The organism is Luteibacter sp. P4_D7_3 (assembly GCF_056401735.1).
On the sequence record NZ_JBFUIT010000020.1, the window covers coordinates 17,106 to 29,868 of the forward strand.

At 63.7% G+C, this 12,763-nt stretch carries 14 protein-coding genes; 6 read left to right on the top strand and 8 right to left on the bottom strand.

What is annotated here, in order from left to right:
* Window positions 1–3 precede the first annotated feature (3 nt).
* Window positions 4–435, bottom strand: coding sequence for a DUF4879 domain-containing protein (locus AC1DSN_RS03930; protein ID WP_477294337.1), 432 nt, complete (start codon window positions 433–435; stop codon window positions 4–6).
* Between the two features lie 248 nt (window positions 436–683).
* Here AC1DSN_RS03930 and AC1DSN_RS03935 point away from each other — a divergent pair, with 248 nt between their 5' ends.
* Together AC1DSN_RS03935 and AC1DSN_RS03940 are read left to right on the top strand one after the other, a co-directional pair.
* On the top strand, window positions 684–1,103 hold the full coding sequence (locus AC1DSN_RS03935; protein ID WP_477294339.1) for a hypothetical protein: 420 nt from the start codon (window positions 684–686) through the stop codon (window positions 1,101–1,103).
* The gene (locus AC1DSN_RS03940) at window positions 1,100–1,336 is read left to right on the top strand and encodes a hypothetical protein (RefSeq protein ID WP_157503894.1); all 237 of its coding nucleotides are present in this window, start codon (window positions 1,100–1,102) and stop codon (window positions 1,334–1,336) included. Before AC1DSN_RS03935 ends, AC1DSN_RS03940 begins: the two co-directional genes overlap by 4 nt.
* Window positions 1,337–1,392: 56 nt before the next feature.
* Here AC1DSN_RS03940 and AC1DSN_RS03945 read toward each other — a convergent pair whose 3' ends face one another.
* Entirely contained in the window at window positions 1,393–1,749 is a 357-nt protein-coding gene (locus AC1DSN_RS03945; RefSeq protein ID WP_477294342.1) for a hypothetical protein, read from the bottom strand.
* A gap of 252 nt (window positions 1,750–2,001) precedes the next feature.
* On the opposite strand from AC1DSN_RS03945, the gene AC1DSN_RS03950 reads away from it, so the two are divergent.
* A complete protein-coding gene (locus AC1DSN_RS03950) occupies window positions 2,002–2,964 on the top strand; it encodes a LacI family DNA-binding transcriptional regulator (RefSeq protein ID WP_477294344.1) in 963 nt (320 codons plus the stop codon).
* 9 nt (window positions 2,965–2,973) lie between these two features.
* Here AC1DSN_RS03950 and AC1DSN_RS03955 read toward each other — a convergent pair whose 3' ends face one another.
* Window positions 2,974–4,092, bottom strand: coding sequence for a Gfo/Idh/MocA family protein (locus AC1DSN_RS03955; RefSeq protein WP_477294346.1), 1,119 nt, complete (start codon window positions 4,090–4,092; stop codon window positions 2,974–2,976).
* A gap of 144 nt (window positions 4,093–4,236) precedes the next feature.
* On the opposite strand from AC1DSN_RS03955, the gene AC1DSN_RS03960 reads away from it, so the two are divergent.
* Window positions 4,237–5,139, top strand: coding sequence for a phytanoyl-CoA dioxygenase family protein (locus AC1DSN_RS03960; RefSeq protein ID WP_213948593.1), 903 nt, complete (start codon window positions 4,237–4,239; stop codon window positions 5,137–5,139).
* A 97-nt stretch (window positions 5,140–5,236) separates the two neighbouring features.
* Here AC1DSN_RS03960 and AC1DSN_RS03965 read toward each other — a convergent pair whose 3' ends face one another.
* Both AC1DSN_RS03965 and AC1DSN_RS03970 read right to left on the bottom strand, forming a co-directional pair.
* The gene (locus tag AC1DSN_RS03965; protein WP_477329660.1) at window positions 5,237–6,094 is read right to left on the bottom strand and encodes an alpha/beta hydrolase fold domain-containing protein; all 858 of its coding nucleotides are present in this window, start codon (window positions 6,092–6,094) and stop codon (window positions 5,237–5,239) included.
* A gap of 50 nt (window positions 6,095–6,144) precedes the next feature.
* Window positions 6,145–7,008 carry an alpha/beta hydrolase gene (locus AC1DSN_RS03970; RefSeq protein WP_477294350.1) on the bottom strand — a complete coding sequence of 288 codons (864 nt, stop codon included), beginning with the start codon at window positions 7,006–7,008 and terminating at the stop codon, window positions 6,145–6,147.
* A gap of 49 nt (window positions 7,009–7,057) precedes the next feature.
* Between AC1DSN_RS03970 and prmC the strand changes: the two genes are divergently transcribed.
* Window positions 7,058–7,879, top strand: a complete 822-nt coding sequence (prmC, locus tag AC1DSN_RS03975; protein WP_477294352.1) for a peptide chain release factor N(5)-glutamine methyltransferase — start codon at window positions 7,058–7,060, stop codon at window positions 7,877–7,879.
* Between the two features lie 16 nt (window positions 7,880–7,895).
* On the opposite strand, the gene dxs is transcribed toward prmC, so the two are convergent.
* Together dxs and AC1DSN_RS03985 are read right to left on the bottom strand one after the other, a co-directional pair.
* Complete coding sequence (gene dxs / locus AC1DSN_RS03980; protein ID WP_063571100.1) at window positions 7,896–9,791, bottom strand: 1-deoxy-D-xylulose-5-phosphate synthase; 1,896 nt, start codon at window positions 9,789–9,791, stop codon at window positions 7,896–7,898.
* 75 nt (window positions 9,792–9,866) lie between these two features.
* Window positions 9,867–10,475: an HNH endonuclease gene (locus tag AC1DSN_RS03985; protein WP_063571101.1), complete on the bottom strand. Its 609-nt coding sequence runs from the start codon at window positions 10,473–10,475 to the stop codon at window positions 9,867–9,869.
* A gap of 262 nt (window positions 10,476–10,737) precedes the next feature.
* On the opposite strand from AC1DSN_RS03985, the gene AC1DSN_RS03990 reads away from it, so the two are divergent.
* Window positions 10,738–11,493, top strand: a complete 756-nt coding sequence (locus tag AC1DSN_RS03990) for a SapC family protein (protein ID WP_063571102.1) — start codon at window positions 10,738–10,740, stop codon at window positions 11,491–11,493.
* A 797-nt stretch (window positions 11,494–12,290) separates the two neighbouring features.
* On the opposite strand, the gene AC1DSN_RS03995 is transcribed toward AC1DSN_RS03990, so the two are convergent.
* The coding region (locus tag AC1DSN_RS03995; RefSeq protein ID WP_477329663.1) for a GNAT family N-acetyltransferase at window positions 12,291–12,763 on the bottom strand (473 nt) is incomplete at its 5' end.

Below are 12,763 nucleotides of genomic sequence, written 5' to 3' on the forward strand. Positions count from 1 at the left end.
TGATCAGCGGATTTGCAGTGTGGCTCGCTGCGGGCTGCCGAAGCCGTTCGGCAACACCACGACCTCGAAGTGTCCCCCTTCGCGGCCACTGGCGTCCCAAGTGCTGCGATGGCCGATGATCGTTGCGCCGCGTGGGCACGGTCCCAGGCGGCCGCGGACGTTGCAGAGCGATTCGTACTTGACCTCGCGAAGAGGCGTTCCGAGCAGTCGTGCTTGTGCGCCGTGTCCGTAGCCGATTTCGTCGGTGATGATTTGAAGGACCGGACCACCGTGATCTCTCGCCGTCCATGATCCGCCCTGCGGTATGACTTCGGCCCCTCCCTTCGTCGACTTTACGGAGTGTACGTAGACCCGGGAAAGACTGTTGCCGGCGTGAGCGACGCCGATGCCAAGCATCAGACTTAATGTGCACGCAGTAAGGGCGAAACGCTTCATGAAATTATTCTCCTCAGGTCGAATGGACCGAGGGCATGATCTGCCTATCGCTCCAAGCGGATCGATGGCGCGAGGATGAATTCTGTGGAGGTTTGCGCCTCACCTGGGCGTGATTTCTTCTCTTCGTGGTCGTAGGCGTAGGGGGAGGCCGATGAGTCGTGACGTCCTTTGTCGCGACCTTGCTCGAGCATCTTTTGTCGTCAACCATTCTCTGCTCTCTTGATCGTCACCGATCAGGAGTAACGCACATGCAGGTTACGAGTTCAGCACTGACTACCCGGGCGTACGCGATGCCGGCGTCAACGATTCAGAAGCCATCCAATGTATCTCTTGAGGCCAAGGCACACGGAAGTGTCGGTGCTTCGGAAGCGATCGACTTCTCGAATATCACGCCGCGGAAACTGCATGAGTATGTAGACGAACGGCTCATGAGCGGAGCGGTCGATGGCCCCGACGGACTGTATTGCACGACCCTTTTTGATTCGATACCCGCCGAGTGGTACGCCGAGCGACCAGACGTACCCATGGACCTGACAAAGACGATCGACAGCATGGCCGCCTTTGCCCACGACAATGGGTTCTCAAAGCTCGTGAACCTGTACGACGGCCTGATGGACTGGATGAAGATGATGGAGGTCCAGCCCGCCCATATCTCGGTGATCGCGTGATGCTCAGGCCGGTGCTGGGGCCGGGTGCCTATGCCGTCACAAGCACAACCTTGCGAACGCCGATCACGGCGCGTCCGTCAGTCCACGTAGCAGGGACACCGTTTTCGAAAGCCATCGACGTGGCGTCCGGTCGCGTCTATGGATCGAAGCCCCTGACGGCGTTCTACGTCGGCCTGACCGACCGCATGAAGCAGATGGGGGCACTACACCTCCCCATCTCGGTCGTCGCCTGATGCAAGCTGCCAGCAGCGAAAGCCGGGCGAGTGATTGCCCGGCTTTCTCCCTCCGGCTACTTGCTCGGAGCGACGGTGTTCGAGGTATCCATCGTCAGTCGAAGAGTGACGGCGCCTTTATTTGAGTAGTCACATACGACGAGGCCTGTGCCGCTGACGGATCCGCTCCCAGCGCTAAGGGTTTTCAGATCGGCCTTATGATTGTCGAATGCGGAGACAGATCCTTTCCACGTCTTCCCGCCCTCTGTCGCGATGTAGTCCGTTCCCTCCTCATCCGTCCCGGCGTTCGAAATGCCCAGGTCCTTGATGTTGCTGGCGGCAGGACATGTAACGCCTGCGGCAGCGGCTTGCCCACATACGGCCAGCATCGCCATCATGGCGAACGAGTAGCCGCGAACATTCGTCATTCTCATTGCACGCTCCTGTGTTGGACAACGACACGGAAACCATACCTTGGTGGCGATGAGAAGAGCGCACGCGGTCGTTGCACCGCATATCCTGTTTTGCGAGACAAAGCCGTAACTTGAGTCTCCGGTGCCGTTTCAGCGGATCGATTGTTTGGCTGGCTGCCGTCGTTCCGCTCGCTGCGGCGGATGCGCTAACCTTGCCGCATGCCCCCTCGCACACCTTTGCCGAGTCGACCCTCTCCCGCTACCGCACGCGATGTGGCGGAGGCGGCGGGCGTTTCGATCTCGGCGGTCTCGCGGACATTCACGCCCGGCGCCAGCGTGTCAGCGAAGACGCGCGAGCTCGTTACCGAGACCGCCGAACGCCTCGGCTATAAGCCGAACCGACTCGCGCGCAGCCTCATGACCGGGCGGACGGAGCTGATTGGGCTCGTCTCCAACCATTTCGCCAATCCGACGTTCATGGAAGTGTTCGACCTCTTTACCCGCGAACTTCAGGCGAGAGGTCTGAGGCCTTTGCTGGCAAACCTTGGTGAAGACGAGGATGGCAAGGCGGCGCTCGACATGCTGCAGCAGTACAACGTCGACGCTGTGCTGATCGCCACCTCGGCCCCGCCTGCAGGTTTCGCCGCGTCATGCCGCGCGGCGGGACTGCCGGTGCTTCACGTCTTCGGCCGAGCGGGGCGGTCGTCACCCGTCCCCGTGGCTACCGTCGACAATGTCGAGGGTGGACGTCTGGTAGCGCAAGCCATGCGCTCGCGCGGCCTGCGTCGTCTGGCCTTCCTCGGCGGTTCGGCGCACGATGCGTCGACGATCGATCGGTGCAAAGGCTTCGCCGAAGTGGCGGGGTCGTCATTGCGGCAGACGCTGCACGCAGGCAATTACACGCATGAGCACGGCCGCGTGGCCATGCATGCGTTGCTCGACCGACATGACCGGCTCGACGGCGTCTTCTGCGGTGATGACGTGCTGGCGCTCGGTGCGATCGACGCCTGTCGCGAGCGTGGTGTCGATGTGCCCGGTGAAGTCAGTATCGTCGGGTTCGATGACATGCCGCTGGCGGCCTGGGCTTCCTACTCGCTGACGACGGTGCGGCAGCCGATTCGCGACATGGTGTTGCATGCGATCGAGCGGATTGTTGCCTGGATGGAGGACCCTGAGGCGGTGCCGCGGAGTAAGTTGTTTGGTTGTGAGTTGGTGGTTCGGGGGAGTCTGCGCTAGGGGTGGCTGCTAATCGATACTGATCCAGCGGCGTTCGCGGTTCGATAGCAGGGCCGCCTCAATCACGCGGTCGACCTCGTAGCCATCGCGGAAGGTCGGCCAGATGACTTCGCCGGTGGCCACGGCCTGCAGGAAATCCCGTGCTTCGATGACGATCTGGTCGTTGTAGCCGGTACCGTGACCGACGCCCTGATTGAAGGCGAGGTAGTCAGGATGAGCGGGGCCCATGAGCAGCTTCTGGAAGCCTCGTCGCGCCGGCTCTCGGGCGGCGTCGTAGAGCCAGAGGGCGTTCTGATCTTCCTGATCGAACGCTAGGGCGCCACGGGTGCCAGTGATGCGATACGTGTAGCCCATCTTTCGTCCAGCCGCCATGCGGCTGAAGCTGATGCTTCCCGTGGCGCCGTTGGCGAAGCGCAGCAGCATCTGTCCCTGGTCGTCGTTCTCGACGGCCTCCCATCCGTTCGGCCCATCCCGTCGCGAATGCACGATGTTCGTGTCGGCGACCAGACTGGCAATGGGCCCGACCAGCCGCAGGCAGGCATTCACGATGTGCGGCGCGACATCACCCAGCGCGCCGGCTTCCGTGCCCGTGGCTAGGCGTGTGCGCCATGAAGCGGGCAGGGCGGGGTCGTGCAGGTAATCCTCGACGTGTTCGGCGGTCACCTGGATCACGTCGCCGATCTCGCCCGAGGCGATGATCTGCCGGGCCAGCTGGCTGGCCGGCGTACGGATGTAGTTGAACCCGATCATGTTGACCAGTCCGGCGCGCTCGACCGCCTCGGTCATGCGTAGCGATTCGTCGGCGCTGGCCCCTAGCGGCTTCTCGCAGAACACCGGCTTCCCGGCGGCGATACAGGCCATGACCATGTGCAGATGGGTCCGTGGAGGCGTGGCGATCACCACGGCATCGACGCGGGGGTCGGCGACCAGTTCCCGCCAGTCGCCGGTCGACCGAAGCCAGCCCCAGCGCCGCGCGTGCTCCGCGGCGCCCTCGGCGGTCGATGTCGCGATCATCTCGCAAACCGGCCGCAGGGCTGTCTCGAAGATGGCGCCGACGCCCTGGAAGCCCACGGTGTGTGCTTTGCCCATGTAACCGGCGCCGATCAGGCCGATCCGTAGTTCGCTCATCGCTGGCTCGTCCTGACATGTGRATGCAGCCGACTCTAGGGATGTTGCAGTGCAATTTGCAAGCGCTTGCAAAACGGCATAGCGTAGTTCCCGAACCGGCGCTTTCCCCGCCTAACCACGCCGCCGTCGCGGCAGGAGCCAGCCATGCATGCCTCCGCACATTCGTTTCCCCCTTCACCCACCCGCATTCGTGTGTTCACCGAGGACACCCTGGACACCGACGCCGTCGTGAGCGAACTGCTCGACGGCGTTGGCGCGGTCACGTTGCGTGGTTTATTCACGCCGGCGGAGATTGCCCAGGCGCGGGACATCGTCATGCGCGAATCCGACGCCGACGAGCGTGGCCGTAAGGTCACGCACTTCCAGGGCGATGCGGAGAAGGCGGGACGGATCAATCTGCAACGTCGCGTCTGGAACCTTCTGGCCAAGGGCGAGATCTTCTCGCGGATGGCCGCGCATCCGGCGATCATGAAGGTGATGCGCGCCTTCATCGGCAGCGAGTTCATCATGGGTTCGATCGCGGCGAACCGCATCCTTCCCGGTGGTCCCGGGCAGGAGCCGCATATCGACTATCCCTACTGGGATTTCCATTCGCCGGAAACCCACCCGGCACGGATCAACGCAACGTTCCCGCTGAACGCGCAGGCGACGATCATGCTCGATCCGTTCACGGAAGAAACGGGCGCGACGGCTTTCGTGCCGGGCACGCAGCGCGAGTTGCATTATCCCGATGAGAGCGACCGGTTCTTCGACCGTTGCGAACGAATGCTCGGCGAGCCTGGCGATACCGTGATTTTCTTCGGGGCCGTCTGGCATTGCGCCATGCCCAATCGCAGCAGCATCGATCGCTCGGCGATCATCACGCAGTACCTGCCGAAGTTCGTCAAACCGATGGAAGACATGCCTGCGGCGTTGCCGGCCGAGTTCGTGAAGAATGCGAGTGCGGATATACGTCAGTTGCTGGGTCTCAATTACCCGTATCCGGAAATCCTCGACGCGTCGCGCGGTGGCAATGCCGAGGGCCGCGATGCGATGAAAGCAAGGTAGATCGTGTGGCGATGTTTCTGTAGGAGCCGATTCATCGGCGATAGCGTGCTCGCGGCAACCTGGCCATCGCCGATGAATCGGCTCCTACAAGAGCGCGTCATTTCACCTGGGAGTGCTTGCGGATAAAGGCCACCACATCGTCCAGTACCGGCGCTTTGTGTTTGCCTGTGCCGAGGCCGAACAATACGCCCATGTGGCCGGTGTCCGGATAGAGCTTTACGTCGACCTGTTCGCCGCGCGCTTCGTAGTGCCTTTGCAGCGAGAGCGCGTTGGATGGCCTCACGGTGCCGTCGGTCTCGCCTTGCAACAACAGGGCGGGCGGTTCGTCGCCATCGACGAAGTTGACCGGTTGTGAACGTGCCTGCTCTTCCGGTGTGTGTCCGAACATGTCGATGAAGTCATCGCTGGTCAGAGGCAGGAAATCATACGGCCCCGCCAGCCCGATGAATCCGGAAAGGTCGCGCGGCTTCATGCCGACTGCTCCGAGCCAGTGTGCATCGGTCGCCAGCAGTGCCGCGATGTGTCCACCCGCCGAATGCCCCATCACGTAGAGATGCGATGCGTTGCCGCCGAACTCACTGGCGTGATCGTGCGTCCAACGCACGGCCTCTGCGCCGTCATGCATGAAGCCATCCAGGCGCACCTTCGGCCATTGCCGATAGTCCGGCACCACGGTGACGATACCTCGCGCGGCCAGCGCCTCACCCACCCATCGGTACCACTGGCGTTTGCCGCTCTTCCAGCTGCCGCCGTAGAAGAAGACGACTACCGGTGCGTTACGGGYGTCGGGCGGCGAGTACACGTCCAATGAGAGCCCATGGGAGGCGTCGAACGTGATGTTCTGGTGCGCGACCGTTCCCGCCTGGGGTTGGCGCGCATTGACCACGCTGAACAGGGCGGACTGGCAGCCGCTGAGGAGAAGGGTGCCGAGGGTAACGAGGAAGAGTCGGGTCATGCCGATACCTTACGGAACCGGCGTGAAGGCGGATGCAGGTGGGGCCGGTATCAGTGTGAAGGGCCGCCCGAATAGCGATGGATGAAGGCCATGGTGTCGGCCAGTACCGGGGCCCTGCTCTTCAACGGACCGAACGCGAGAAGGAGCTTTTCATGTCCCAGGTTCGGGTAGAGCTTCAGTTCCACCGGTTCGCCCTGCTCGACGTAGCGCCCCTCGAGCGCGAGAGCCTCCGACGGGTAGACGATCGTGTCCTTTTCTCCCTGCAGCAGCAGGGCCGGCGGCTCGTCGCCGTCGACGAAGTTGATCGGTTGTGAGCGCGCCTCCTCCCCGGGTGTCTGCCCGAACATGTCGTAAAACTCGGGCTCGTCGAAGGGAATGAAGTCGTAAGTGCCTGCGACGCCGATGAAGCCAGCGAGGTCGCGTGGCTGCATGCCGACGGCGGCCAGCCATTGCTTGTCCATCGCCAGCATGGCGGCAATCTGCCCACCCGACGAATGGCCCATGACGAAGAGGTGGGAGGGATCGCCACCGAAATCGGTCGCGTGGTCATGTGCCCAGCGAACGGCTTCGGCGCCATCGTGCAGGAACCCGTCCAGTCGCGCCCGTGGCCACAGGCGGACATCGGCCACGATGGTCACCACGCCCTGGGCCGCCAGTGCTTCCCCCATCCAGCGGAACCACGACCGCTTGCCAGTCATCCAGCTGCCACCGTAGAAGTAGACGACAACCGGGGCATGGTCCGCGTGCGGCGGCGAGTAGACATCCACGGCCAGGGCGAGCGCCGTGTCGTAAGTGATGTTCCGGTGCGCCAGGACATGGTCGGAAGGCTGGCGCAGGTTCATCGTGCCGAAGAACGCGGCGCGGCATCCGCCGAGCAGCAGCACGAAAGAGAGAAGTAAGGCGCGACCGATCATCCGTCTAGTCTAGGCGAGGAGTGAAGCGCATCGACGTTAGAATGGCCGCATGACCGACATTCGCACGATCCTGCGCCAGGCTGCCGAAGCACTCGGCGATCGACTAGAGGCCGAGCTGCTGCTGGCGCATACGCTGGGTGTGAACCGGGCATGGTTTTTCGCCCACGCGAGCGACCCGGCAGATGCGACGGCGGTTGAGCGTTTCGAGTCGCTCGTGCGGCGTCGTGTCGATGGCGAGCCTGTCGCCTACATCACAGGCACACGGGATTTCTGGTCTCTCACGCTGGAAGTGACGCCGGCCACGCTTATCCCGCGCCCGGAAACCGAGTTGCTGGTGGAGCTCGCGCTCGAGCGCCTACCGCAAGGTGGTCGGCTCGTCGACCTCGGCACCGGTAGCGGCGCCATTGCGCTGGCGATTGCGAAGGAGCGTCCGGATGCGACCGTGTTCGCCGTGGATGCGAGCGCGGATGCGCTTGCCGTGGCGCGCCGGAACGCACAGCGCCTGGGGCTCGAACGCGTGACGTTCGCCCAAGGCGACTGGCTGGCGCCGCTGGTTGGCGAGCACTTCGACCTGATCGTCAGCAATCCACCGTATATCGAATCCGACGACCACCATCTGCGCGAAGGCGACCTGCGCTTCGAACCGCTCTCCGCGCTGGCTTCGGGGGTGGACGGCCTGGACGATATCCGCCGCATTTCAGCCGCCTCGCTGCCCCTGCTTGCACCGGGCGGATGGCTGTTGCTTGAACACGGCTGGAATCAGGGCCAGGCAGTACGCGGCGTCCTTGAGGACGCCGGTTTCCTTAAAGTATTCACCGCCCAGGATCTGGAACAGCGTGACCGCGTCACCGGCAGTCGCACGCTTTCCTGAGAGCCAAGGCGCGGGATCAACCCGCGCTGGCTACCGCGCTTGCGACGTACTGCGGAAACCGCGTCACGATCGCATGTCGGATCTGCGGCAGGTCGAGGCCGGCCATCGTCAGTACTTCCTCGCGACTACCGTGTTCGAGATAGGCATCCGGAAGGCCCAGGTGGAACATCGGCAGGGTGACACCGTTAGCCGCGAGCAACTCGGCGACACCGGCACCGGCACCGCCGGCGATGGCGTTGTCCTCGATGGTGACGAAGGCCTTGTGCGTGCGCGCCATCTCGAGGATCAGTTCCTCGTCCAGCGGCTTCACGAAGCGCATGTTGATCAGCGTGGCATCTACCTCGGCAGCGATCACCGCGGCTGGCGCGAGCATGGTGCCGAAGGAGAGGATGGCCAGGCCGTGATGGCCGCGGCGACGCACTTCGGCCTTGCCGATCGGGAAGGTTTCCAGCGCCTCGACCATCTTCGCGCCCGGACCGGTACCGCGCGGGTAACGGATGGCGGCCGGGCCGTTGTAGTGGAAGCCGGTGCTCAACATGGTCCGGCATTCGTGCTCGTCGGCCGGCGCCATGATCACCATGTTCGGCAGGCAACGCATGAAGGACAGATCGAAGCTCCCTGAATGGGTGGCGCCATCCGGGCCGACCACACCAGCGCGGTCGATGGCGAAGGTCACGTCCAGGTTCTGCAGGGCGACATCGTGGATGGCCTGGTCGTAGGCGCGCTGCAGGAAGGTGGAATAGATCGCCACCACCGGCTTCGCGCCTTCCACCGCCATGCCGGCAGCCAGCGTGACCGCGTGCTGCTCGGCGATACCCGCGTCGAAATAACGCTGAGGGTATTTCTTCGAGAAGTGGACCAGACCCGAACCTTCGCGCATCGCCGGCGTAATGCCGAGAAGACGTTCGTCGGTCGCGGCCATGTCGCACAGCCAGTCGCTGAAGATATCGGTGTACGTCGGCTTTGCCGGCGCACCTTTCTTGACGACGCCGGCAACAGGGTCGAACGGACCGACGGCGTGATATTCGATCGGACCTTTCTCGGCGGGCTCGTAGCCCTTGCCCTTGGTCGTCATCACATGGATGAGCTGCGGCCCGGGGAGGTCCTTGACCGTCTGGAGCGCCGTTACCAGCTGGGCCATGTTATGGCCGTCGATCGGGCCGGTGTAATGGAAGCCGAGCTCTTCGAACAGCGTGGAGGGCACGAACATGCCCTTGGCATGTTCTTCCCAGCGCTTGAAGAAGCGGCCGAAGAAGGACTCGCGCGGCATGGCTTTCTTTGCCCGCTCGCGCCAGGCATTGAGCGTCCGGCTGGACATCGCGCGGGCCATCATCTTGGTCATCGCGCCGACGTTTTCGCTGATCGACATGCCGTTGTCGTTGAGGATCACCAGCATGTTCGGCTCGATGTCGCCGCCATGGTTCAGGGCCTCGAAGGCCATGCCGGCGGTCATGGCACCATCGCCGATGACGGCGACGACCTTGCGGTTGTCACCCCGGCGCTGCAGCGCGATGGCCATGCCGAGGGCGGCCGAGATCGAGGTCGAGGAGTGGCCGACGCCGAAGGTGTCGTACTCACTCTCTTCGCGGCGCGGGAAAGGGGCGAGCCCGTCCTTCTTCTTGATCGTCGTGATCCGGTCGCGACGACCGGTGAGGATCTTGTGCGGATAGCACTGGTGGCCGACGTCCCAGACGAGGCGATCGCGCGGCGTGTCGAAGACGTGGTGCAGGGCGACCGTCAGTTCGACCACGCCCAGGCCCGCGCCGAAATGCCCGCCCGACGAGGCGACGGCCTCGATCAGATAGCGGCGCAGCTCGTCGGCGATCGCCGGCAGTTGGTCGTCCGGAAAGCGTCGGAGATCCTCCGGCGATTCGATCTGCGCCAGATATGGGTAGCGGGAGAGGTCGTTCATACGCCTATTGTTCGCCTACGGACGAGCCGGGGCAAGGGACGAGGCGTGAATGTTTGCGGGCAGTCCGGGGCGGATTCAGGCCGGACGGCGGTCCCGCGGCAGGTGACCGACCAGGAATTCCATCTGGTCGGCCAGGATATTGCGGTTGGAGAGGATCAGGTGCTCGACCCAGCTGGGCCGGTAAGGCACCGCCAGGAGGGGCATGTTGGCCTGCTGCGGGGTGCGGTTGCTCTTGCGCAGATTGCAGGCCAGACAGGCGCTTACGACGTTCTCCCACTCATCCGCGCCCTTCTTCGAAAGAGGGAGGACGTGGTCGCGGGTGAGCTCATGGCGGGTGTAGTGATGGCCGCAATACAGGCAGATGTGCCGGTCGCGGGCGAACAGGGCGGTATTGGTGAGGGCCGGTGCCGGGTCGATGGCGTGTTCGCGGCAATGGCCGGTGCTGGCGACGATCGGGTGGAGCTGGAGACTGCTCTGGAGTCCACTGGCGCGGCTGAGGCCGCCGTGGACGGTCAGACAGGGGTCGCCCAGCGTCCAGGCGACGACGCCACGAACGTACAGGCAGACGGCATCCTGCCAGCTGATCCAGTCCAGGATGCGGCCTGCAGCATCGAGGGAAAGTACCCGCGTCGTATTGAGCGCGGTCACCCTCGGCAGGTCGTCCTGAAGCACTTCCATCGTCATCGTGTCTCGTCCTTCACGTAAGCGAAAGAGCGTTCCAGCAAGCCGAACTCCGTGCGGATCGATGGTTTGATCCGACCCCACAAGGGGCGTTGACCCGAGCATAGCCCATTATTGCTACAGAAAAGCACCGCTGCGGCCCGCTTCTTGCGGGGCTGTCCGGGCCGCGAAGCGCTGATATAGTGAGCGTTCGATAGAGTCCCGACGGGTTTGGAAGGGGGGCCGGGGTGGCTTCCCAGGTCCGGCGGGTATAGAGGGTTTCACTGTGGCAGAAGTGCTTTTCTACGAGCGTCCGGTTCCGCTGAACCGCACCGCCCACCGCGACCTCCGCATCAAGGCGGTCAACAACATCCGTTTCGCCGCCGGCGCGCACTCCGTGCCGCTGACCGGCGTCGAGTTTGCGCCAGCCGCGCGTGACTTCCCGATCCTGTTCGCTGGCAACACCATCGAAGAAGCCGGCCCGATGGCCCTGCTTGGCCTGCGCCAGGGCGAGAACCTGCTCGTCGGCGAGAACGGTTTCTGGGAGTCGGGCCTGTACATTCCGGCCTTCGTCCGCCGCTACCCGTTCGTGCTGGCTGAAAAGCCGGTCGGCGCCGAGGGCGACGACTTCACCGTGTTTCTCGACGAGGCCTACGAAGGCTTCAACGAAACCGAAGGTGAGCGCCTGTTCAACGAGGACGGCACCGATGCGCCGGCCCTGACCAACGCCGTGAAGTTCCTCGGCGAGTTCCAGGACCATGTCGCCCGCACGCAGTGGTTCATGGGCAAGCTGCGCGAGCACAACCTGCTCGAGGAGCGCACCATCACCCTGCAGAAGGAAGGCAAGGGCATCAACCTCAACGGCTTGTTCGTGATCAACGAAGAAAAGCTGCGCACGCTGGATGAGAAGGTCGCCTACGAGTTCCTGCGCGAAGGCGCCTTCGGCTGGATCTACGCTCACCTGATCTCGCTGGCCAACATCGACCGCATGGCCGCGCGTCTGGATGCGCGCGAAGCCAAGGGCGAACCGGCTACGGTCTGATCGACCCCCGCCGCTTGCGAATGAAAAGGCCACCGCAGGGTGGCCTTTTTTTTGGTTCTTCACGGATTACCGTGGCCCGGGCGCTCGGCTTTCAGGCCGGCGTTCTTTCGCACCTCGCGCATGGCTCGCCTTCGGCTTCGCGGGCTCGGCTTCGCCGTCGCTTCGTACACTTGGGCGTCTCGCGGGGAGACCTTGGTGCCCACCCTCGCTGCTCAGACACGTCCTCCGCGTTCGAAAGGGAAGGCCGCTCACGCGGCCCATGTATCTAACTGGCCTACGGCCGCTCCACTTGTGCGGAACTCGCCTCGAGGGTGGACACCAAGGTCTCTCACGACGATACGGTCAGCTGGACGGAGAGCCGTTGGGCGTGGGTGTTGCCGCCGAAGCTCGTCGTGACGGCCGTCCTGCTGGTACGACCATTCCAGCTCGGTGACGCCGCTGCGCCGCTGCGCGCGGATGATCGCGACGGGCGCGCTGGGGTCGAACGTTTRSCGATGGCAATGCCGACGAGCCAGCAGCCGGAGCGGCGCTGCTTTGTCGGCTCGACCYGCACGAACCTCAGGGATGGGAAGAGTCTTCGGTGCCCACCCTCGAGGCGAGTTCCGCACAAGTGGAGCGGCCGTAGGCCAATAAGAACAGGGGCCGCGCAGCGGCCTTTCCGGTACGAAACGCGGAGGACGTGTCTGAGCAGCGAGGGTGGGTACCGAAGGCTCTGCGCCGCGACGTCTGCACGCAGAAGGCTCTGCGCCTCACCGTCTTCGGCGTCCCCGGCATGCCGCGAAGAACCTTTTTTTCGGTCAGCGCACCGGCTTCGCGAGCCGCATCAGATCGGTGTCGAAGCCATGGGTCACATAGAGATCCCTGGCTTTTTCGTTGCCCGGGAGCACGGCCAGGGTGACGAACTGGCAGTGATGCTCCTTGGCCCAGGTGTCGGCGTACTCGAGCATGAACTTGCCCGCGCCCACGCCTTCGTATTTCTGGGCGACCGCGATATTGGCGATATGGCAGTTGTCGCGATGGGTGAAGAAGTCCTTGGTCTTTTGCAACTGCAGGAAGCCTACCGACTCGCCGTCCTCATTTTCGACGACGAAGATGTAGCTGTTGGGCGGCTGGTCGTCGAGGTGGTGGACGAGGTCGGCTTCGATGCCCTTCAGACAATCGGTGCTCGTGCGGCCGTTGGGCAGCGGGAAGCTGATGAAACGGGGAACCAGATCGAGGATGAACTCATCGTCGTCGCTCTCGGCGAGACGGATCAGGAACGGGGAGTCGC

Bases quoted from the DNA above. Each gene is read 5' to 3' on its own strand.
- AC1DSN_RS03930 (WP_477294337.1), bottom strand. From the start codon at position 435: ATGAAGCGTTTCGCCCTTACTGCGTGCACATTAAGTCTGATGCTTGGC.
- AC1DSN_RS03970 (WP_477294350.1), bottom strand. From the start codon at position 7,008: ATGATCGGTCGCGCCTTACTTCTCTCTTTCGTGCTGCTGCTCGGCGGA.
- dxs (WP_063571100.1), bottom strand. From the start codon at position 9,791: ATGAACGACCTCTCCCGCTACCCATATCTGGCGCAGATCGAATCGCCG.
- AC1DSN_RS03945 (WP_477294342.1), bottom strand. From the start codon at position 1,749: ATGAGAATGACGAATGTTCGCGGCTACTCGTTCGCCATGATGGCGATG.
- AC1DSN_RS03985 (WP_063571101.1), bottom strand. From the start codon at position 10,475: ATGACGATGGAAGTGCTTCAGGACGACCTGCCGAGGGTGACCGCGCTC.
- AC1DSN_RS03960 (WP_213948593.1), top strand. From the start codon at position 4,237: ATGCATGCCTCCGCACATTCGTTTCCCCCTTCACCCACCCGCATTCGT.
- AC1DSN_RS03955 (WP_477294346.1), bottom strand. From the start codon at position 4,092: ATGAGCGAACTACGGATCGGCCTGATCGGCGCCGGTTACATGGGCAAA.
- prmC (WP_477294352.1), top strand. From the start codon at position 7,058: ATGACCGACATTCGCACGATCCTGCGCCAGGCTGCCGAAGCACTCGGC.
- AC1DSN_RS03935 (WP_477294339.1), top strand. From the start codon at position 684: ATGCAGGTTACGAGTTCAGCACTGACTACCCGGGCGTACGCGATGCCG.